Source organism: Pseudomonas sp. NyZ201, from assembly GCF_049860765.1.
In the GTDB taxonomy this organism is placed as follows: domain Bacteria; phylum Pseudomonadota; class Gammaproteobacteria; order Pseudomonadales; family Pseudomonadaceae; genus Aquipseudomonas; species Aquipseudomonas bharatica.
The window spans coordinates 3,480,387-3,502,006 of sequence record NZ_CP187557.1; the positions used below are offsets into that span (position 1 = coordinate 3,480,387).

Annotated in this window: 17 protein-coding genes; 14 read left to right on the forward strand and 3 right to left on the reverse strand. The window is 66.2% G+C overall.

From position 1 onward, the window contains the following. Window positions 1–85 precede the first annotated feature (85 nt). Window positions 86–478 carry a GFA family protein gene (locus ACPFMA_RS15465; protein WP_420056329.1) on the forward strand — a complete coding sequence of 131 codons (393 nt, stop codon included), beginning with the start codon at window positions 86–88 and terminating at the stop codon, window positions 476–478. Here the strand turns inward: ACPFMA_RS15465 and ACPFMA_RS15470 are convergent. Continuing rightward, entirely contained in the window at window positions 475–888 is a 414-nt protein-coding gene (locus ACPFMA_RS15470) for a MerR family transcriptional regulator (protein WP_420056328.1), read from the reverse strand. The two genes, ACPFMA_RS15465 and ACPFMA_RS15470, sit on opposite strands and share 4 nt — an antisense overlap. Before the next feature lie 82 nt (window positions 889–970). Here ACPFMA_RS15470 and ACPFMA_RS15475 point away from each other — a divergent pair, with 82 nt between their 5' ends. Beyond that, a complete protein-coding gene (locus tag ACPFMA_RS15475) occupies window positions 971–2,203 on the forward strand; it encodes an NADH:flavin oxidoreductase/NADH oxidase family protein (RefSeq protein ID WP_425928150.1) in 1,233 nt (410 codons plus the stop codon). 30 nt (window positions 2,204–2,233) lie between these two features. Here the strand turns inward: ACPFMA_RS15475 and ACPFMA_RS15480 are convergent, their stop codons facing one another. Then, window positions 2,234–3,334 carry an HNH endonuclease gene (locus ACPFMA_RS15480; RefSeq protein WP_425928151.1) on the reverse strand — a complete coding sequence of 367 codons (1,101 nt, stop codon included), beginning with the start codon at window positions 3,332–3,334 and terminating at the stop codon, window positions 2,234–2,236. 372 nt (window positions 3,335–3,706) lie between these two features. On the opposite strand from ACPFMA_RS15480, the gene ACPFMA_RS15485 reads away from it, so the two are divergent. The 12 genes from ACPFMA_RS15485 to ACPFMA_RS15540 all read left to right on the forward strand — a co-directional run bounded on the left by ACPFMA_RS15485 (window position 3,707) and on the right by ACPFMA_RS15540 (window position 18,769). Beyond that, on the forward strand, window positions 3,707–5,293 hold the full coding sequence (locus ACPFMA_RS15485; protein ID WP_425928152.1) for an FAD-dependent oxidoreductase: 1,587 nt from the start codon (window positions 3,707–3,709) through the stop codon (window positions 5,291–5,293). Continuing rightward, on the forward strand, window positions 5,290–5,670 hold the full coding sequence (locus tag ACPFMA_RS15490; RefSeq protein ID WP_425928153.1) for a 4Fe-4S dicluster domain-containing protein: 381 nt from the start codon (window positions 5,290–5,292) through the stop codon (window positions 5,668–5,670). Before ACPFMA_RS15485 ends, ACPFMA_RS15490 begins: the two co-directional genes overlap by 4 nt. Then, window positions 5,663–6,355, forward strand: coding sequence for a peroxiredoxin-like family protein (locus ACPFMA_RS15495; protein ID WP_420056321.1), 693 nt, complete (start codon window positions 5,663–5,665; stop codon window positions 6,353–6,355). The genes ACPFMA_RS15490 and ACPFMA_RS15495 overlap by 8 nt, the downstream gene beginning before the upstream one ends. Before the next feature lie 34 nt (window positions 6,356–6,389). After that, a complete protein-coding gene (locus ACPFMA_RS15500; RefSeq protein WP_420056320.1) occupies window positions 6,390–7,718 on the forward strand; it encodes an LLM class flavin-dependent oxidoreductase in 1,329 nt (442 codons plus the stop codon). 295 nt (window positions 7,719–8,013) lie between these two features. Further along, on the forward strand, window positions 8,014–8,805 hold the full coding sequence (locus ACPFMA_RS15505; protein WP_425928154.1) for a class II aldolase/adducin family protein: 792 nt from the start codon (window positions 8,014–8,016) through the stop codon (window positions 8,803–8,805). A 3-nt stretch (window positions 8,806–8,808) separates the two neighbouring features. Next, window positions 8,809–9,795: an ABC transporter substrate-binding protein gene (locus ACPFMA_RS15510; RefSeq protein WP_425928155.1), complete on the forward strand. Its 987-nt coding sequence runs from the start codon at window positions 8,809–8,811 to the stop codon at window positions 9,793–9,795. A 161-nt stretch (window positions 9,796–9,956) separates the two neighbouring features. Next, window positions 9,957–12,395 (forward strand): TonB-dependent receptor plug domain-containing protein, encoded by a 2,439-nt coding sequence (locus ACPFMA_RS15515; RefSeq protein ID WP_425928156.1) that lies wholly within the window; start codon window positions 9,957–9,959, stop codon window positions 12,393–12,395. Between the two features lie 50 nt (window positions 12,396–12,445). Continuing rightward, a complete protein-coding gene (locus ACPFMA_RS15520; protein ID WP_064304290.1) occupies window positions 12,446–13,765 on the forward strand; it encodes an LLM class flavin-dependent oxidoreductase in 1,320 nt (439 codons plus the stop codon). Window positions 13,766–13,774: 9 nt separating this feature from the next. After that, window positions 13,775–15,370: an ABC transporter substrate-binding protein gene (locus ACPFMA_RS15525; RefSeq protein WP_279898282.1), complete on the forward strand. Its 1,596-nt coding sequence runs from the start codon at window positions 13,775–13,777 to the stop codon at window positions 15,368–15,370. Window positions 15,371–15,372: 2 nt separating this feature from the next. Continuing rightward, the gene (locus ACPFMA_RS15530; RefSeq protein ID WP_425928157.1) at window positions 15,373–16,317 is read left to right on the forward strand and encodes an ABC transporter permease; all 945 of its coding nucleotides are present in this window, start codon (window positions 15,373–15,375) and stop codon (window positions 16,315–16,317) included. After that, on the forward strand, window positions 16,314–17,159 hold the full coding sequence (locus ACPFMA_RS15535; protein WP_420058152.1) for an ABC transporter permease: 846 nt from the start codon (window positions 16,314–16,316) through the stop codon (window positions 17,157–17,159). The genes ACPFMA_RS15530 and ACPFMA_RS15535 overlap by 4 nt, the downstream gene beginning before the upstream one ends. Continuing rightward, complete coding sequence (locus ACPFMA_RS15540) at window positions 17,156–18,769, forward strand: dipeptide ABC transporter ATP-binding protein (RefSeq protein ID WP_425928158.1); 1,614 nt, start codon at window positions 17,156–17,158, stop codon at window positions 18,767–18,769. The genes ACPFMA_RS15535 and ACPFMA_RS15540 overlap by 4 nt, the downstream gene beginning before the upstream one ends. Before the next feature lie 189 nt (window positions 18,770–18,958). On the opposite strand, the gene ACPFMA_RS15545 is transcribed toward ACPFMA_RS15540, so the two are convergent. Continuing rightward, entirely contained in the window at window positions 18,959–21,493 is a 2,535-nt protein-coding gene (locus tag ACPFMA_RS15545) for a bifunctional diguanylate cyclase/phosphodiesterase (RefSeq protein WP_425928159.1), read from the reverse strand. Window positions 21,494–21,620 lie beyond the last annotated feature (127 nt).

Genomic DNA, 21,620 nt, shown 5'->3' on the forward strand with positions numbered 1-21,620 from the left:
CTGGCGTTGCCAGCGATTGGCCCGAATGAACACCACAAATCTGCCGGAGTCCCAACACCATCACTCCCCGACAAAGGTGCTGGTCATGTCCCCCATCACAGGCGGCTGCCTCTGCGGCCAGGTCCGCTTCGAAGCCCGCGGCGAGCCCTACCGCGTTGGTCTCTGCCATTGCATGGACTGCCGCAAGCACCACGGCGCCCTGCTCAACGCCTCGGCGATCTACCCCGAAACCGCCGTCAGCGTCACCGGCCAGACCGGCACCTACCAGAATCGCCATTTCTGCCCCAGGTGCGGTTCCCCGGTGTTTTCCCGCAGCGGCGATGAAGTCGAGCTGAATATCGGCTCGCTGGATGCACCCAGCCAGTTCAAACCGACCTACGAGCTCTGGGTGATACGTCGGGAAAACTGGCTCCCGGAATTTCCCGGCGTCAAGCATTTCGAACGTGACCGCACTGGCACCAGTCGCAACGAGGACTAGGCTTTTTGCTTGCTGCGCAACCGCTCCAGCACCTGCTGCGCATTCTCCGAGCAGGCCTGGCCCTGCGGCCGGCTTTCGATGCCCTCGATCGCTACCAGCAACTGTGCCTTGTTGCGCGCCAGGCGTTCCTGCAAAACCTCGATCTCCGCAACCTTGCGCCTCAGCCCGGCCAGCAGTTCCTCCTGCGGCCAGGCGCCCCCGGAAGTCGGCAGCAGGCTGCGGATCTCGTCCAGGGAAAACCCGGCGCGCTGCGCACCGGTGATGAGTTCGAGCATCCACAGCGCATCCGCCTCATAGCTGCGATAACCATTGCCCGTACGTTCCACCGTGCTCAGCAGGCCGCTGGACTCGTAGAAACGGATCCTCGACGCCGATAACCCGCTACGTTTCGCCAACTCGCCGATTTTCATTCACCACCCCGCAGCAAAGTGCTTGACCTTAAAGTTCACTTTAAACCTAAGGTGAGGCCACGACCAACCGTGGAGTCCCCTTATGAACCTGTTCACGCCCCTGACCCTGCCCAACGGCAGCGTGCTCCCCAATCGCCTGGCCAAGGCCGCCATGGAAGAAAACATGGCCGATGCCGACCATGCCCCTTCTGCCGGGCTGCTGCGCCTGTACCGGACCTGGGCCGAAGGTGGTGCCGGGCTGCTGATCAGCGGCAACGTGATGATCGATCGCCGCGCCATGACCGGCCCCGGTGGCGTGGTGCTGGAGGACGACCGTCAACTCGAACGCTTTCGCCACTGGGCCCGTGCCGGACAGGCTGGCGGCGCGCAGTTCTGGCTGCAGCTCAACCATCCCGGGCGACAGATGCCAGCCAATCTCGGCCAACCGGCCTGGGCACCCTCGGCCGTGCCCTTGGCGCTGGGCAATATGTCGCGGCATTTCGCCCTGCCCCGGGCCATGGACCAAGCAATGATCGCCGAGGTGATCCAGCGCTTCGCCAACACCGCCCGCCTCGCCGAGCAGGCCGGTTTCAACGGCGTGCAGATCCATGCGGCGCACGGTTACCTGCTCAGCCAGTTCCTTTCGCCCCTGAGCAACCAGCGCACGGATCAATGGGGCGGTTCGCTGGAGAACCGCGCACGCCTGCTGATCGAAGTGGTGAACGCCGTGCGCACCGTGGTCGCGAAGGATTTCACCGTGGCAGTCAAGCTCAACTCCGCGGACTTCCAGCGCGGCGGCTTCAGCGCCGAGGACGCCCGCGAGGTGGTGATGCGCCTGAACGAACTGCCCGTGGACCTGGTGGAATTGTCGGGCGGCAGCTATGAAGCACCGGCGATGCAGGGCGTAGCCCGGGATGGCCGGACCCTGGCCCGGGAAGCCTATTTCATCGACTTCGCCCGGGATCTGCAGGGTGTGGCGAAAATGCCGCTGATGGTGACCGGCGGCATCCGGCGTCGCCCGGTGGCCGAACAGGTGATCGCCTCCGGCGTGGCCATGGCCGGGATCGGTACGGCCCTGGCCATCGAACCCGACCTGCCGCGCCAATGGCAGCAAGGGCGGGACAACGTCCCGGCACTGCGCCCCATCACCTGGAAGAACAAGGTGCTGGCATCGATGGGCGCCATGGCCGCCGTGAAGTTCCAGTTGCGCCGGCTGGGTCGGGGCCGCGCTGCCGATGCCAGCGTATCCCCTGCCTGGGCGTTGCTGGTGCAGCAGATCAGCACACTGCGGCTGACACGCCGGTATCGCAAACACATGGCCCTGCAGCAACCGTGATCCAGGGGGCGCCGATCGGCGCCCCGCTCATCACTGCTGAAACACCTCGGTGCGGTGGTAGCGCAGGTAGTGCGCCATTGCGCCCGGCACGAAGCGCAGCGCCCGTGGCAGCCCCAGGGCCGCCCGATCAGCCTCGCCCAGCCAATGCGACACCAGCATCTGCCCCTGCTCGTCGAAAGACAGCAGGCCACGGTAGAACAGGACGTCGAGATTCGCCGACAACAGCAACCCGTTATCAGGATCCAGACGCTCCTTCGCCGTCGCCACCGCCCAGGGCTTGATATGCGAGGCACGCAACACCTCGGCGCAGGCCAGCCCGGTCACCGCACAGGCTCCGCCCCAGGTTTCCAGCAGGTCCTGGCGGAACTTGCCGCGCCCGCGGCGGGCTTGAAGGTGGGTCAGTAGCTCGGTCACCGGCTCGCGGCCTTCCAGCAGCGCATCCCGGTCCGAGGCCGCCACCGGTTCGCTCGGCGCGCAGTGGATGGCGTCGATCAAGCGCGCCCAGCGCTCGCCCCGCTGCGACGCGGGAATGGCATCCATGATCCGCCCCACCAGGGCCAGGTCCAGCTCGCTGGTGCCTGCGGACGCCAGCTTCTCCGCGCCATTGATCGCCCGCAGATCAAGGGTGACGGGCTCGTCGAACCACCAGAAGTACTCTTCCGGGCAGATCCAGGCGGGAATACGCTGAAGGTTCTGTTTCCAGTTGCGCAGGAAGTGGTGGCGGTCATCCTCGTGGATACGCCGGACCTTGGTCACGGCCCAGGCTTCTTCCCACAGTTCCTGCAGGGCGAGCTTGTCGACGATCTGCTGGCGCTGCCCCAGCAGGCGTTCGTCGAACAGGCCGACGGCGTTACCGGCGACGCCTACCAGTTGCAGGATGCCGTTGTGCGCGGCGGTCATGAACACGAAGGTCTGGCCGGCGTTTTCCACCAGCGGCGCCGCACCGGCGCCCTCGGTATGGAAGACCCGGTAACGCTGGTTGCCCTGGCGCAGGAGCAGGCGTGGCGAGTTGTTCCATTCTTCGTGGCCGTAGCCGTTTTCCCGGGCGAAGCCACTGGTGGCGAAGCCGCCGGACGGCGCGATGTAGTTGTTGGTGTTCCAGAACACCGGCTTTTGCAGGAATAACGCCATGGGACTCGGGATCCTTAGTACAACTCGCTTGCGCAGAGCGCTGGATATTATTTGTGGGCAAATGATAGCAAAAAGACACTATCCTTTCGAGAGAGCGCTGCGGACCTTGTGGGAGCGGGTTCACCCGCGATTACGGCGGTGAATTCAATATGGTAATCGCGGGTGAACCCGCTCCCACAAGGTCCGCGGCGCTCAATAAAAATACTTATTCCTGATTTTGATAAGCCACTAAATACATAACTCGCATAATTAGCTTAGAACCAAAAAGCCTTTCCCTCCCACCCGCTCCCGCGCCTATCGTTCTATCCCAAGACCCGACCCCATTCCCGGCGGAGGCCGTCCCCAACGACCTCAGCCGGAGTGAATGCGCCAATGATCCCCCTGTTTCACAACGCCCCCGCCCCGCTCCAGCTCGCTGCCGATGTGCTGGTGATCGGCGGTGGCCTCGCTGGCACCTGGGCCGCCGTCGCCGCCGCCCGCGAAGGCGCCAAGGTGGTGCTCGCCGAAAAAGGCTGGTGCGGCACCAGCGGCGTGACCGCCAGCGCCGGGCCCGGCCATTGGTGGGTGCCGCCCGACCAGCGCCAGGCCGCGATCGGCAAGCGCGTCGAGAGTGCCGCAGGCTTGGGCGACGCGCGCTGGATGGCGCGCATCCTCGACACCACCTGGCAGTCCTTGCCGCAACTGGACCGCCTCTACCATTTCCCCAGCGATGAGCAGGGACGCAAGCAGTACCGTGCACTGCGCGGCCCTGAATATATGCGCGCCATGCGCCAGCTTGCGCTGGAGCACGGCGTCACCCTGCTGGACCAGAGCCCGGCCCTGGAACTGCTGCGCAGCGAATCCGGCGAGCTGGCCGGCGCCCGCGGCTGGCAGCGCCAGCTCAACCGAGAGTGGCAGGTAACGGCCCCGGCCACGGTGCTGGCCACCGGCGGCTGCGGCTTCCTGTCACGCCTGCTCGGCAGCCATACCAATACCGGCGACGGCTACCTGATGGGCGTGGAAGCCGGCGCCGAGCTGTCGGGCATGGAGTTCTCCGCCTACTACTGCATCGCCCCGGCCGGCAGCACCATGACCCGCTCGATGGTCTACACCTTCGGCCGCTATTTCGATGCCGCCGGACGCGAGCTGGATATCCCCCAGGGCCCTGAATTCAACAACGCCCTTGCCCGCCATCTGCTGCGCGGGCCGGTGTACTGCCGCCTGGACCGGATTCCCGCCGACATCCGCGCACGCCTGCCCTATGTGCAGCCGAACCTGATGCTGCCGTTCGATCGCCTGGGAATCGACCCCTACCGCGACAAGTTCGCCGTGACCTTGCACGGCGAAGGCACCATTCGCGGTGTCGGCGGCCTGCGGGTGACCGACGACCACTGCCAGACCACCGTGCCCGGCCTGTTCACCGCCGGTGATGCCGCCAGCCGCGAAACGGTAACCGGCGCGATCTCGGGCGGCGGCGCGGTGAATTCCTCGTGGGCGCTGTCCAGCGGGCAATGGGCGGGAAGCGGTGCTGCGCAGTACGCAAAAGCCAATCGTACGGTGGTACGTACCGTGGCACGGTACGCTGAAACCTCGATTCCCGCTGCCGACGCCGATTACCGCGAGACTATCCAGGCCGTGCAGAACGAATTGCATCCGTACGACAAGAACCTGTTCCGCACCGGCGCCCAATTGCAGCGCTCGTTGCTGACGCTGGACAGCCACTGGGACCGCCTGCGCGGCAACGCTCCCCACAGCGACCCGGACAGCCTGTTGCGCCGGCGGGAAACCCAGGCCCTGCTGGCCAGTGCCCGCTGGTGCTACTCCAGCGCCCTCGCCCGCAACGAAAGCCGCGGCATCCACCAGCGCACCGACGCACCGCAACGACACGACCGCTTCGACGTGCACCTGCGCAGCGGCGGGCTGGACAGCCCTTGGGTCCGTCACGACCCGGTCACGCGCGCCGTGGAGACCCCGGCATGATCGAACTGATCTTTAGCGACCGCTGCAGCGGCTGCAGCCAATGCATCAGCGTCTGCCCTACCAATGTCCTCGCCCTCGGCAGCGACGGCAAACCGCGCATCGCCAACCAGGGCGCCTGCCAGACCTGCTTCATGTGCGAGCTGTACTGCGCCAGCGATGCGCTCTACGTACACCCCGATTGCGAACATCCGGTCAGCCTCGACCCCGCGCAGGTCCTGGCCAGCAACCTGCCTGGCCAATATCGCCGCGATTCCGGCTGGGACGAGTTCGCCAACGACCCGCGCTACGACAACCAGCACTGGCGCATGGAGCATATCTTCGCGCTCGCCCGGGAGCTGGCCACCCCTTCCCCCGACACAGGACCACGCCATGAGTGAATCCCTCAATCACCTGCTTGCCGAACTGCATGCCGAACGCGTGCGCACCTGGGCCCCGGAAGCCCTCAAGGTCAACATCGACCAGCGCCAGCGCCTGGTGGACGAAGCCGATCCGCAGCGCTTCATCAAGGCCGGCGACCTCGTCGAGCCCTTCGAACTGCTCAAGGTCGAAGGTGGCTCCGTGACCCTCGACCAGTTGCTGGAGAACGGACCTGCCGTGCTGGTGTTCTTCCGCTTCGCTGGTTGTCCGGCATGCAATATCGCCATTCCCTACTACGAGCGAAACCTGCAACCGGCCCTGCAGCGTCGTGGCGTGCCGCTGGTCGCGATCAGCCCGCAGGTGCCGGAGCGCCTGGTGGACATCCGCGACAAGCACCGCTTGACCCTGCAGGTCGCCAGCGACCCGGACAACCGGCTCGGCCGCCGCTTCGGCGTGCTCTACAGCTTCGACGAAGCATCGCGCCAGGCCGCCTTGGCCAAGGGCAGCAGCATCGGCGCCGTGACCGGCACTGGCACCTGGGAATTGCCGCAGCCCACGGTGGTGGTGATCGGCCGCGATAGCCGGGTGCAGTTCGCGGAGGTCAGCCCCGACTGGCTGGTGCGCAGCGAAGCCCAGCCGATCATCGACGCGGTGGATGCCGCCCTCGATGCCGATGGCCTGGTAGTCCGCCACGCCTGGGCCTGAGCCCTTCTTCTTCACCAACTACAGGAGTTGCAGCATGAGCACACGGCAATTGCACCTTGGCGCGATCCTCACCGGTGTCGGCACCGATCAGCAGGAATGGCTGGACCCGAGCATTCCCGGCAACGCGAGCATCGATATCGACTGGTACAAGCAGCAGGCCCGGGCGGCCGAAGCGGCGAAGTTCGACTTCGTCTTCATCGTCGACAGCCCCTACATCACCCCGGACTCTGCGCCGCACTTTCTCAATCGGCTGGAGCCGCTGACCTTGCTCTCCGCGCTGGCCGGCGCCACGGACCGGATCGGCCTGGTAGCGACCCTGACCACCTCGTACACAGAGCCCTTCAATGTCGCCCGCCAGTTCGCCTCGCTGGACCACATCAGTCATGGCCGTGCCGGCTGGAACGTGGTGACCACCGGACTGGAAGGCGCCGCCGGCAATTTCGGCCGCGAGCAGCATATCGACCACGGCGAGCGCTATCGCCGCGCCCATGAGCACGTGGCGGTGGTCCAGGGGCTGTGGGACTCCTACGAGGACGATGCCTTCCCGCGGGATCGGGCCAGCAGGCGCTTCCTCGATCCGTCCAAGCAGCATCGACTGGACCATCGCGGCGAGTTCTTCTCGGTCGCCGGGCCGCTGAACATCTCGCGCTCGGCCCAGGGCCAGCCGGTGATTTTCCAGGCCGGGGTGTCGGAGTCCGGTCGAGGGCTGGCCGCGCACATTGCCGAAGGGATCTTCGCCGGGGTCGACAACTTCGACGATGCCCGCGAGTACTACGCCGACATCAAGCGCCGGGCGGCGCAGGCCGGGCGCGATCCGGCGCAGGTACTGGTGTTCCCGGGGATCACGCCGATCATTGCCGATACCGATGAAGAGGCGCAGGCGATCCTCAAGGCCAGGCATGGCGAGCTGGACCTGAACAAGGCGCTGGTGCAACTGGGGCGGCCGTTCAATTACCACGACTTCAGCCAGTACCCGCTGGATGAGCCGTTCCCGGAGTTGGGTGACCTGGGCAGCAATGGTTATCGCGGACATGCCGAGAAGATCAAGCGGGTGGCCCGCGAACAGGGCCTGACCCTGCGCGAGACAGCGCTCAGGTTCGCTCGGCCCTTTACCGGCTTCGCCGGATCGGCGCGAACGGTGGCCGACGAGATCGAACGCTGGTTCAAGGAAGGCGCGGTGGACGGATTCAACGTGCACGTCGGCGCGCCGGCGGCGTTTGCGCGCTTTACCGACGAAGTGCTACCGATCCTGCGCGAGCGCGGGTTGTTCAGGGAGGAATATAAGGGGCGGACCTTGAGGGACCACCTGGGGCTGGTGGTGCCGGTGAATCGGCACAGTACCAAGGATGCCGAAGTCGCCTGATCGAAGACCGCCGCAGTCCCTGTGGGAGCGGGTTTACCCGCGATTGCTATGGTGAATTCACTACAGCAATCGCGGGTAAACCCGCTCCCACAGGGTACGCGCAACAGCCGCCTGAATTGCTCAACAAGGAAATGCAATAATTAAATATTCATCTGATTTTTTATTCTGAAAAATAATAATAAAAATAGATCAAAACAGTATTTCTGCCCTTCCCTTCCCCCTTGCTACAGTCCCTCCAGACCCGACCCCTCGCACGGTGGAGGCGCCCGATTCATCCACCTGCGAGTACGCCCCGATGAGCCATAGCATTACCCGCCTGCCGAACCACAACCATCGCCTGCAACTGAGCGCCCCGACCACCCACGCCGATCTTCACGCCGAACGCCTGCACCGCAAGCAACGACTCGCGGCGTCCTATCGGCTGTTCGCCGAACTGGGCTTCGAGGTCGGCCTGGCCGGGCATTTCACCGCCCGCGATCCGATCGAGACCGACCATTACTGGATCAACCCGCTGGGCGTGCCGTTCTCGCAGATCCGCACCAGCCATCTGCTGCGGGTCAACGGCCAGGGCCAGGTAGTGGAAGGCGACGGCCTGCTCAACACCAGCGCCCTGGAACTGCACTACGAGTTGCAGAAGGCCCGTCCGGAGGTGGTCGGCATTGCCCATCTGCATGGTTTCCATGGCCGGGTGTGGTCGTCCCTGGGCCAGCTGTTCCAGCCGATCACCGCCGAGTCCTCGGCCTTCGTCGGCCAGCAGGTACTGTTCGACCGCCACGCCCTGGGCACCGCCGATCGCGACCTGGTGGCCCGCGCCTTCGTCGAGACCTTCGCCGACAACAACCTGCTGGTCTGGCAGAACCACGGCCTGTGGACCACCGGCCAGACCGTGGAAAGCGCGGCGTGGCGCTTTATCCTTGCCGATGACACCGCCCGTGCTCATCTGCTGGCGTATGCCGCCGGCCAACCGCGCATTCCACAGGTGGGCGAGGACAGCTTCGATGCGGCCCAGCGCGAGCTGTTCGGCTGGCTGAACTTCCTGCCGCTGTGGGACCGCATCGTCCAGCAACAACCCGACCTGCTGGACTGAGCCATGAACATCGATCTTCACCGCCGCCGCTTCATCCAGCACAGCGCCCTGCTCGGCCTCGCCGCGGGCATGGCTCCGGCGCTGGCGAACACCCCGAAGGCACTGCGGGTCTGGCGCTACAAGGGCCAGGCCGCAAGCTTTCTCGGCGATGCCGGGCAGGCCGCCACGCCCTATCCGGTGGAATGGGTGGACATCCCCGGCGGTGCCATGGTGCTCGAGGCGTTCGCCAGCGCCAGCCTCGACTACGCCTTCATGAGCCCGGTGCTGCCATTATTCGCCAGTGCCGCTGGCAATCCGCTGGTGCTGATCGCCAGCTACCAGGGCGAGCAGAACCGTAGCGGCGTGATCGTCAAGCGCGGCAGCGGCATCCGCTCGACCAACGACCTCAAGGGCAAACGCATCAGTTTCGTACGCGCCACCGACACCCACTACCTGGTGCTCAACCTGCTACGCGACAACGGCCTCAGCCTTGACGATATCCAGGCCCGGGCGATGCCGGCGCGCGATGCGCTGATCGCGTTCCAGAACGGCCATCTCGACGCCATCGTCGCCGGCGGTATCGGGGCGCTCCAGGCCTTGACGCAAATGGACGGCGAACTGCTGGCCGATGCCAGCCGCTATCAGTGCGGCAATTACCTGATCGCCACCAGCGCGAAGGTGTTGGCGCAACCGGGCAAGCAGGCGCAGATCGCCGATTTCCTCGAACGCGAACGCGCCACCTGGGACTGGGTGGAGCGCAATCCCGACGCCTGGGCCGCGCGCAACGAAGCCCTGACCGGGATCTCCCGGTCCCTCTACCTGCAACAGTTCGACCAGCGCCAGCGGCCATGCCGCCTGCTCCCGGTCAGCGACGAGGACATCGCCGCACAGCAGCGCATCGCCGACCTGTTCCATGACAGCGGCCTGCTGCGCCAACCGGTGACGGTCCGCGACTTCTGGGACCGCCGCTTCAGTTCATTGCTCAGCGGCCAGGGATCCGCCGCGGCATAAGCGTACCGGCGCGCGCCGGACGAGACACAGGCACGCCGAACCACGGGAGCAATGGACCTCCCGCGGGCCCGGCCATGCCTGGAAAACGTGAAACAACCTATGAGAGCCCGTTCGATCGCACATCCAGGGCCTGACTGCCAATCGAACCCTTAGGAACCGTCATGAAGTCCGTATTCACTCCCTTGTCCATGGCCCCGGCGCTGCTCGCCGGCTATCTGTTCAACCCGCTCGCAGTGGCCGCCGACAGCGATACCGCGCTCGGCACGGTGATCGTCACCGGTTCGCGCGGCAGCGAGGTGCGCACCGTCACCAGCAGCCCGGCACCGATCGACGTGATCGACAGCAAGCAGCTCGAACAGACCGGCTCCAGCAGCCTGCGCGAAGCCCTGCAGAAAACCCTGCCATCGTTCTCCCAGCGCCCTTCCGGCACCTCCAACGACAGCGTCGCCCGCCCCTACAGCCTGCGCGGCCTGAACGGCTCCAACGTGCTGGTACTGGTCAACGGCAAGCGCCGCCACAACAGTTCGGTGATCAACCTCGACTCCACCGCCGCCTACGGCACCAACCCGGTGGACCTGGACATGATCCCGATCAGCGCCATCGACCATGTCGAAGTGCTGCGCGACGGTGCGTCGGCACAGTACGGCTCCGACGCCATCGCCGGGGTGATCAACATCATCCTCAAGCAGAACGACAACGGCGGCTCGGTCAGCACCCAGTACGGCCAGTACTACGAGGACGGCGACGGCGGCAACCTGCGCCAGACCCTCAACCAGGGCCTGGCCCTGGGCGACAACGGCGGCTTCTTCAACTACGCCCTGGATGCCAAGTCGGTGCAGACCGCCACCCGCTCCCGCGAGGCCACCGGCAACCTGTACTTCGCCGGCGACCCGCGCAACGCCACGGCCGACCGTGAAGTGCAGAAGAACGGCCTGCCGAAGATCAAGGCGATCAACCTGTCGTACAACGCCGAACTGCCGGTGAACGACGACCTGACCCTGTATTCCTTCTCGACCCTGAGCCAGCGCGATGCCAAGGGCGGGCAGAACTACCGGCGCCCCAACTCGACCAACATCATTCCGCAGATCTATCCGGACGGCACCGCGCCCTTCTACACCCTCAAGGAAACCGATTACCAGGCCGCTGCCGGCGGCAAGGGCGAGATCGCCGAGTGGCACTGGGACCTCAGCTCCACCTTCGGCCGGGCGAAAAGCCAGGCCGGCGCCGACGAAACCCTCAATGCCTCCCTCGGCCCCAGCAGCCCGACCCACTTCGATACCTACAGCAACACCTTCGACCAGTGGACCAACAACCTTGACCTGACCCGCGCCTTCGAGGTCGGCCTGAGCAAGCCGCTGCAGGTGTCCTGGGGCCTGGAACACCGCCACGAGCGCTACAAGACCGAGTCGGACGACCCGTTGTCGTGGATCAACGGCGGCTATATCTACCCCAGCGGCCCGCTGGCCGGACAACCCGGCTCGGTGGGTGCCCAGGGCGCGATCACCCTGACCCCGGAAGACGAAGGCCAGGCCAGTCGCAACAGCTACGCCAGCTACCTGGACCTGGGCTTCAACCCCACCGAGAAGCTCTACCTGGGCGCCGCCGCACGCTTCGAGAAATACGACGACAACAGTGGCAATACCCGCAGCGGCAAGCTCACCGCGCGCTATGACTTCACCCCGACCTTCGCCGTGCGCGGCACGGTGAGCAACGGCTTCCGCGCACCATCGCTGTCGCAGTCCACCTACGCCCAGACCGCCAACCAGTACACCACGGTCAACGGCGTGTCGCAGTTCGTCGAGGCCAAGACCGCCCGGGTCGACTCGGCCCTGGCCAAGGCCCTTGGCGCCGAGGACCTGAGCCCGGAGAAGTCGCGCAACATCAGCCTCGGCCTGACCTGGCAGCCGCTGCCCCAGGCCAGCGTGACCCTCGATGCCTACCAGATCGAGATCCGCGACCGCATCGCGCTGACCGGCTTCCTCTACGGCAACGGCGTCGATCAGATCCTCGTCGCCAACGGCTACAAGCCCGGCTACCGCATCAAGTACTTCACCAATGCCGCCGACACCACCACCCGCGGCATCGACCTGGTGGCCGACTACCGGGTCGACTATGGCCAGTTCGGCCGGGTGAAATACGGCATCGGCGCCAACTACAACAAGACCGATATCGACGACATCAAGCAGACCCCGGCCGCCCTCAAGGCCGCCGGCAACAATCTGGAACTGTTCGACCGGGTGGCCCAGGGTTACCTCACCGTGGCCAACCCCAAGACCAAGCTGATCCTCAGCGCCAACTGGCAGATCGAGCGCTTTACCGTCAACGCCGCGGTGACCCGCTACGACAAGGTCATCACCCGCGACGCCAACCCCAACTACGACGTGACCTACGGCGCCAAGTGGCTCACCGACCTGGAAGTGGCCTATGCGGTCACCGACAACTTCGATATCGCCGTGGGCGCCAACAACCTGTTCGACGTACGCGCCGATAACAACGCCTACCCGGCCGGCGACGTCAACGGCTTTCCGAAATTCGGTTCGATCTCGCCGTTCGATCCGTACGGCGGCTTCTGGTACACCCGCGTCGCCTACAACTTCTGACCCCAACGATCGAGCGCCCGCCTCGTTCGGCGGGCGCCAGGAGAATGTTCATGAGCCAAGGCCAGTTCGTACTCGGCGCCTTCATCCCCGGCACCCTCAGCGGCAGCGCCTGGCGCCTGCCGGAGGCGCCGCTGGATACCTTCCGCAGCCTGGAGCATTACCAGTACATCGCGCGCAAGCTGGAGGCCGGGCGCTTCCATTCGCTGTTCTTCAACGACACCCTCGACGTCAAGCTCGACCTGGCCCTGCAACGCGGGCCCAACAGCGTGCGCTGGGACCCGCTGATCCTGGCCCCGGCGCTGGCCGCCAGCACCCGCCATATCGGCCTGATCGCCACCGCCAGCACCACCTACAACGAGCCCTACAACGTGGCACGCAAGTACGCTGCGCTGGACCATCTGAGCGGTGGCCGGGCCGGCTGGAACCTGGTCACCTCCCTGGGCGGCGGCGAGAACTTCAATCGCCAGGAGCATGTCGAGCATGACGACCGCTATGCCCGCGCCGAGGAGTTCTACGACGTGGTCAGCGGCCTGTGGGACAGCTGGGCCGACGACGCCTTTATCCAGGACAAGGCCAGCGGTACCTGGCTGGACATCGACAAGCTGCACGTACTCGACCACCAGGGCGAACACTTCCAGGTCCGCGGCCCGCTCAACGTGTCGCGCTCGCCCCAGGGCCATCCGGTGGTGGCCCAGGCCGGCGCCTCGGTGGCGGGCAAGCGCCTGGCGGCGCGGGTCGGCGAACTGATCTTCACCGCCCAGCACACCATCGAACAGGGGCGCGCCTTCTACCAGGAAACCAAGGCCGCGGCCGCTGCGTTCGGGCGTGGTGCCAATGAGCTGAAGATCCTCCCCGGCGTATCCCCGGTAGTCGGCAAAACCCTCGCCGAAGCCCAGGCCAAGTACGACCGCCAGCAGGAACTGCTGGAGCCGAAGGCCTTCCTCAGCTCGATTTCGAAGTTCGTCAGCCTCGGCTACGACCTGTCCGAACTGCCCTTCGACGAGGTGGTGCCATTGCCACCGGAACACTTCACCACCAACACCCACCAGAGCCGGCAGAAGCTGGTGTTCGACCTGATCCGCCGCGAGCGCCCGACCGTGCGCCAGCTGTTCAACCAGCTCACGTCCGGCGGCCATCGGATCCTGATCGGTACCCCGGAAAGCATCGCCGATGACCTGCACGCCTGGTACGAGGCGGGTGCCGCCGACGGCTTCAACATCATGTTCAGCGGCCTGCATTCGGCCATCGACGATTTCGTCGACGGCGTGGTTCCCGAACTGCAACGCCGCGGCCTGTTCCAGCGCGAATATGCCGGTACCACGCTGCGGGAAAACCTCGGCCTGCCCTACCGCACCAACCGGTTTTTCTGAGGAGCGTCCATGATTCGACCCCTGGCAATCCTGGCCATCGCCGTGGCCCTGGCCGGCTGCGACGGCAAGCCCGAGCAAGCGGCCGCCACCGGCACCCCCGCGCAGCCGCAGACTGGCGGCGTACTGCGCGTGGCCTTCGACGGCGACCCGAACTGCATCGATCCGCAGCAGGCCGGCAACAACACCGCGCTCAACGTGGGCCGGCAACTGGTGGACTCGCTTACCGACCAGGACCCGCAAAGCGCCGAGATCCTGCCGTGGCTGGCCGAGCGCTGGGAAGTCAGCGAGGATTCGCGACAGTTCGATTTCCACCTGCGCGAAGGCGTGACCTTCGCCGATGGCAGCCCGCTGGATGCGGCGGCAGTTAAGGCCAATTTCGAGGCGATCGTCGCGCTTGGCGCGCGCGCGCAACTGGCCGGGACCTACCTGGCGGGCCTTGAATCGGTGGAGGTCACCGGCCCGTCGAGCGTGCGCGTCACCTTCAAGCAACCCAACGCCCAGTTCCTCCAGGCCAGTTCCACCATGAGCCTCGGGCTGTTTTCCCTCGACACCTTGAAACGCACCGCCGAGGAGCGCTGCCAGGGCGCCCTGGTGGGCTCCGGGCCGTTCACGGTGAAAAGCTTCGAGCACAACAGGCTGGTGCGCATCGAAGCCCGCCCCGACTACCGCTGGCCGTCTTCGATTGCCCAACACCAGGGCCGCGCCTGGCTGGATGCCATCGAGTTCCATATCCTCCCCGAGTCCGGCGTGCGCCTGGGCAGCCTGCTGTCCGGGCAGATCGATGTGAACACCAGTGTGCCGGTGCAGGACGAAGCGGTGCTGCAAGCCCAGGGCGTGCCCTCGATCAACCGCCCCAACCCGGGCATCGTCTTCAGCCTGACGCCGAATGTCTCGCGGGCGCCACTGGATGAGCTGGCAGTGCGCCAGGCGCTGAACAAGGCCATCGACCGCAGCCAGTTCCAGGGCGTGATTTCCCGTTACCAGAAGCCGGCGACCTCGGTACTGGCGAGCAGCACGCCGTATTACCAGGATCTGAGCAGTCATCTGGCCTACGATCCGGCGGGCGCGGAAAAGCTGCTGGATGACGCCGGCTGGCGCAAGGGTGCCGATGGCTGGCGCCAGCGCGACGGCAAGCGCCTGGGCTTCACCCTCGACTATTGGCAGGCCACTACCCCGGTGCTGGAGCTGGTACAGCAACAACTGCGCAAGATCGGCGTCGAGCTGCGCCTGAACAAATCCACCATCGGCCAGGTCAGCCTGCAACAGACCTCCCTCGACTACAGCCTGTGGTTCTTCAACCTGACCCGGGCCGATCCGGACGTACTGCGCACGGTATTCCTGTCTCCGGGACGCAACGTCAATGTTCGCGCACCGCTGCCACTCGACCGGCTGCTGCTGGACTCGGCGGCCAGCCTCGACGGGCAGAAACGTGGCGCACTGATCCAGCAGGCCAGCGCCGAATTGCTGGACCTGGGCCATGTGCTTCCGCTGGTGGAAATGGCCACCGTCACCGCTTTCCGCGACGTGGTGCACGGCCTGCACTACGAGGCCTCGACGCGCCTGCAGTTCTACGACACCTGGCTGGCACAACCGGGAGGCCACTGAGCATGCACACCTCTGCATTCTGGCGTCTGGCCCAGGCCCTGCTGGTGCTGTGGGCGGCCTTCAGCCTGTCGTTCGCCATTCTTTATGCGCTGCCGGGCGATCCGGTCGGCATCCTGCTCGCCCAGGGCGGCGAACCGGGCACCGCGGATCCGGCACAGGTCGCCGAACTGCGGGCTCGCTATCACCTCGACGGCAGCCTCTGGCAGCAATACGGCGGCGCCCTGTGGCGGTTGTTGCACCTGGACCTTGGCATGTCGCTGCAGACTGGCAAGCCGGTCGCGACGGCCCTGGCCGCAGCACTCCCGGCGACCCTGGCACTGGCCTTTGCCGCGCTGCTGATCGCCGTGCCGCTGGGCATCGGCGTGGCCCTGGCGGCCCACCAGGTGCGCCGGCGCCCGCTGCAGGCGGCGCTGCACAATGCGCCGGCGCTGGTGGTATCGCTGCCAACCTTCTGGGTTGGCCTGCTGTTGCTGCAACTGTTCTCCTTCCGCCTGCATTGGTTGCCGGCGATGGGCGATCACGGCCTCGCCAGCCTGGTGCTGCCGGCAGTCACCCTGGCCCTGCCCTGCGCTGCGATGATCGCCCAGGTGCTCGGTCGTTCCATCGCCAGCGTCAGCCAGCAGCCCTTCGTCCAGGCGCTGCGCAGCAAGGGGGTCGGGCGCTGGTCGTTGCTGTGGCGGCATATCCTGCATAACGCCTCGATCCCCCTGCTCAGCCTGACCGGCACCCTGCTGGGCAATCTGCTGGCCGGCGCGGTGGTCACCGAGACGGTGTTCTCCCGCGACGGCGTGGGCCGCCTGGCCCAGGCGGCGGTGGCCAGCCAGGACATCGCCGTGGTCCAGGGCGTGGTGCTGCTGGCCGCGACCCTCTATGTGCTGACCAACCTGCTCACCGACCTGCTCTACCCATTGCTGGACCCGCGCATTCGCCAAGGGAGCCATCCATGATCCTGCACCCCGCCATTTCCTCCTTGCCTGCGTGGCGCTACCGGCCTGGCTTGCCAGTAGCGCTGAGCCTGGTGCTGTTCGTGCTTCTGCTGGGCTGGGCGTTCTTCCCCGGGCTGTTCACCAGCCTCGATCCGTTGCTGGCCGACCCCACCCAGACCCTGCGCGCGCCCTCGGCGCAGCACTGGTTCGGCACCGACCATCTGGGCCGCGACCTGTATGCCCGTTGCGTATACGGTGCAGCGCTGTCGTTGCAGGCCACGGCCATTGCGGTGGTCATCGCCCTGCTGGCCGGGACCCTGCTCGGCGGCATTGCAGGCTGGTTCGGTGGCGCGGCCGACCGCGTGCTGGCGGTGGTGGTGGAGGTGCTGATGGCGATTCCGGCCCTGCTGCTGGCCATGGCCATCGTCACCGCCCTGGGTTTCGGCACGCTGGAGATCGCCATCGCGGTGGGGCTGTCGTCGGTGGCGGTGTTCGCCCGGCTGGCCCGGGGCGAAGTCCTGCGCTGGCGCAGCCGGGTGTTCGTCGAAGCCGCCCAGGTGGTCGGCGTTGGTTCCTGGACCAACCTGTGTCGGCATGTCCTGCCCCATGCGGCCGGGCCGTTGCTCGCCCTGGCGGCACTGGAGTTCGCCAGTGCGGTGCTGGCGGTCTCGGCCCTCAGCTTCCTCGGCTTTGGCGCCCCGCCGCCGCAACCGGAATGGGGCCTGTTGATTGCCGAAGGGCGCAACTACATGGTCGCCGCCTGGTGGTACACCACGCTGCCAGGGCTGGTGGTGGCCGGCGTCGTGCTCGCCACCCAGCAGCTTGGCCGGGGTTTGCAACGTCTTCAGGGAGAACATCCATGAGTGCGCCATTGGTGCGTATCCGCCAGTTCGGGGTCGAGTATCCGGGGGCGACGCAGGCCGCCGTGCAAGGGCTGGACCTGGACATCGCCGCAGGCGAGATCGTCTGCCTGGTCGGCGAGTCCGGCTCCGGCAAATCCACCACGGCTGCGGCGCTGGCGGGCTTGTTGCCCGAAGCGGCGCGGCAGCACGGGCAGCTGTGGTTCAAGGGCCAGGCGCTGGACAGCCTCGACGAACGTGCCTGGCGCCAGCGTCGTGGCCGCCTGGTCGGCTTCGTGCCGCAGGATCCGGGCACCTCGCTGGACCCGGTGAAGACCATCGGCGCCCAGGTGGTGGAAGCCATGACCGTGCACGGCATGCCCCTGGCCCAGGCCCGTCCGCGTGCCCTGGAGCTGCTTCGGGAAGTCGGCCTCAAGGCGCCGGAAACCCTGCTCGCCCGTTATCCCCATCAACTGTCCGGGGGCATGTGCCAGCGGGTGCTGATCGCCATTGCCCTGGCCAACGACCCGCCGCTGCTGATCGCCGACGAGCCCACCAGTGCCCTGGATGTCAGCGTGCAACGGCAGATCCTCGACCGCTTGCAGCAACTGGTCCGCGAGCGTGGCAGCAGCCTGCTGCTGATCACCCATGACCTGGCGGTGGCGCTGGATCGTGCCGACCGGATCCTGGTGATGCGCCACGGTCGCCTGCTGGAAAGCGGTACTCCGGCGCAGCTGTGGCATGCGCCGGCGCATCCCTACACCCGCCAGTTGCTCCAGGCCTCGCCGCTGGCGCGCTTGCAACAGCGTCGCGTGGCGCCAGCGCTGAGCCGGGAACCGGCGCTGCTGCAGGTCACCAGCCTGAGCCGGCGCTTCGACAAGCGCGGGGCAGCAGCGGTGGATGGTGTCAGCTTCAGCCTGCAACGGGGCACCACCACCAGCCTGGTGGGCGAGTCCGGCTCGGGCAAATCCACCACGGCGCGGATCATTCTCGCCCTGGAACAGGCCTGCTCCGGCAGCGTGCGCTTCGACGGGCTCGAAGTGCTCGGGGCCGGTCGCCGCCAACTGCACGGTTACCGGCGGCGGGTGCAGCTGGTCTACCAGAATCCTTATGCCGCGCTGGATCCGCGCCAGGATCTGCTGGCGATCGTCAGCGAGCCGCTGCGTGCGTTCGGGATAGGCCAGCGGCGCGATCACCGGGCACGGGTACTGGCGTTGCTCGAACGGGTCGGTTTGCCGGGCGACCTGCTGCATCGCCGCCCTGCCCAGCTCTCCGGCGGCCAGCGCCAGCGGGTCGCGATAGCGCGGGCGCTGGCGGCGGAGCCGGAGCTGCTGGTGCTGGACGAGCCGCTGTCAGCGCTGGATGCACCGGTGCAGGCGCAAGTGCTGGATCTATTGCAGCGTTTGCAGGAGGAACTTGGCTTGACCTATCTGTTCATCTCCCACGACCTGGCGACGGTACGCGGGATCAGTGACCAGGTGCTGGTGATGAGCCAGGGGCGGCTGGTGGACCAGGGGCCGACCGAGGAGGTGTTCGGGCGGCCGGGGAGCGACTATACGCGGCGGCTGCTGGAGGATATGCCGGGGCGGTTGGTACCGGAGGCTGAAGTGCAAACCAGGGCAGTGAATCTCTGAACATCCAAGGCTTGCAACGTCCCTGTGGGAGCGGGTTCACCCGCGATGACGATGGTGGGCTCACTAACGTCATCGCGGGTGAACCCGCTCCCACAAGGTCTCTTCAAAGAGTTATGTTTTTTCTATGAGAGCTGGCTTGCCAGTGGTTGGGCCAGCTCCCACAGGGTTGCGTGCAAGCCGCAGATGCCTTCATCCATTCTTCATCATCCCTACCAGCACGCGGTTCTCCACCGGTCGGCTCAGTAGATAGCCCTGTACCTCATGACACTGGTCGGCACTGAGCAGGTCCAGTTGCCGCTCGGTCTCGACCCCTTCGGCGGTGACCGTCATGCCCATGGCGTTGCCCAGGTTGATGATCGCCTGCACCACGCTGCGGTCGCTGTCGCTCTTGCCCAGGGCCTGGACGAAGCGCTTGTCGATCTTGATGCTGTCGAACGGATAGGTACGCAGGTACCCCAGCGACGAATAGCCGGTGCCGAAGTCGTCCATGTTCAAGCGCACGCCCAGCTCCTTGAGGGCCGTCATGGTCGCCAGGGCGTTCTCGATATCGTTGAGCATCACGTTCTCGGTGATTTCCAGCTCCAGGCGGTGCGCCGGCAGGCCGCTGTGCAGCAAGGCCTCGCGGACATCGCGCACCACATTGCTGCGGGTGAACTGCGCCGGTGACATGTTCACCGACACCAGCACCGGCTGCGGCCAGGCCCTGGCCGTGCTGCAGGCCTCGCGCAGCACCCAGTTGCCCAGCTGGACGATCAGCCCCGACTCCTCGGCCAGCGGGATGAACTCGTCCGGCCCGACCAGCCCGCGTTGTGGATGCTGCCAACGCACCAGGGCCTCCACCGACGCCACGGTGACCCCATCGATCAAAAAGCGTGGCTGGAAATGCAGGACCAGTTGCCCCTGCTCGATGCCCAGCGCCAGCTCGCGCTCCAAGGTGCGCTTGCCCTGCACGGCATCGTTCATCTGCGCCGAGAAGTGCAGCCAATTGCCCTTGCCGGCGGCCTTGGCGTTGTACAGGGCAATATCGGCGTACTTGATCAGGTCCGCCGGCTGCCCGCCGTGCTCACGGGACAGCACCACGCCAAGGCTGGCATCGATATGCAATTGCTGGCCGTCATGCTCGATGGGCCGGCGCAGGGTATCGATGACCCGCTGGCACAGGGCGTCCATTTCCTCCCGCGTGCCCGGCCGTGCCACCACCAGGACGAACTCGTCGCCGCCCAGGCGGGCCACAAGGTCGCTGTCGCGGGTGATGGTTCCCAGGCGCCGCCCCACTTCGATCAACACCGCATCGCCGGCCGGATGACCGAGGTGATCGTTGATCGGCTTGAAGTTGTCGAGGTCCAGGATCAGCACCGCCAGGTCCGCCTTCCCCTCCAGCAGGGCCTGTTCGATAAAGGCGAACAGCTTGTTGCGGTTGGGCAGACCGGTCAGGGCGTCGTGCTGCGACAAGTGCTGGATGCGGGCATGGGCCGCCACTTCATCGGTGATGTCGAAGCTGGTACCGCGAAAGCCCTGGAGCTGCTCGTGATGCAGCACCGGCCGCGCCGACAATCGGCAAATGCGCTGTTGGCCGAGGTGGTCACGGTACTGGCAGCGCAGGCTGTCGGAGCCGTTGACGCTGCCCAGTTGCGCCAGCCAGTGCTGTAGGTGGGCAGTGTCGCAACTCATCAGGTCGGTTAAGGGCCGGCCCAGCCACTCCTGCACCGGGTAGCCGGTCAGTTCGGCGAAACGCCCCGACAGGTAGGTGAGCCTGAGCTGCGCATCGGTTTCCCAGATCCAGTCCGAGGCCGCCTCGGCCACCGCCTTGAAACGCTCCTCGCTGACTTTCAGGGCTTCGCGGGACGCTGCCAGCTCCTGATAGTTGCGGTCGTTGCGCGCGCTGACGCTCAAGGCCTGGCGGGCGAAGGCGAGCATGGCCAGGAGGATTACCAGGGTCGCCAGGGCCAGCGGCGGCATGACCGTCAGGGCCAGCTCGCTGCCAGGACGCTGGACCGGCCACACCAGCCAGTAGCCGCTGTTGTCCAGGCGCATGCGGTCCTCTCCCGGCGCGTCATAGCCACGCGCAGTGACCGAGAACGAGGCCAGGCCGACGCTATCGGCCAAGGGCTGCAGTACCGCCGGGGTCAGGGGCCGGACGAAGACCAGCACCCGTTGTGGCCCGGGGACGTGATGGGGCAATTGCGGCGGGCGGATCACCGCGGCGCTGAACAGCGCCGGGCCATCGCGAAAGCGGATATAGCCCGAGGCAGCCTGGTCGTCCAGCAACGCCACGCGCGCCTGCGCCAGGATCCGTTGCTTTGCCGGGGTCAGGGCCTCCAGCGGCTGGTCGCTCAGTTGCCCGTCGACGACCGCGTAGCTGGTGGTGTTTTCGTCGATAACGAAGACCCCGGCGTAGCCATCGCTGCTGTACAGGGTCGGGCCGATATTGTCCTCGGCGTAGGCCCATTGGCGGTTGTTGCCGATGCCCAGCTCGTCGTAGGCCGCCTGCCAGAAGGCATGGGACAGCAGGTAGGTCTTCTCGGACTTTTCCAGGCTTTGCCGGACCGAACCGGCGAGAAAGGCGCTGCGCAGTTGCTCGCGTTCATCGAGGGCCACGACGATGCGGTAGAGGGATGCCAGGCCGACCGCGAGGATCAACAGGATGGCACCGGAAAAACCCAGGATCAGCTGCCGTGTCAGGCGGCTGCGGCTTGCGCTGGTAGAAGTCGTCCCTGCTTGCATGCGTGTCCTCGTTGGCCAGAATCATGCGGACCTTGGGGGAACGGTGGTGCCGGGGCTTGGTATGCCCTACGTGAAAACTGAGGGTCCGCTTGGCCAGGGTGTTCAAACCAGGCGACGGACGGACACC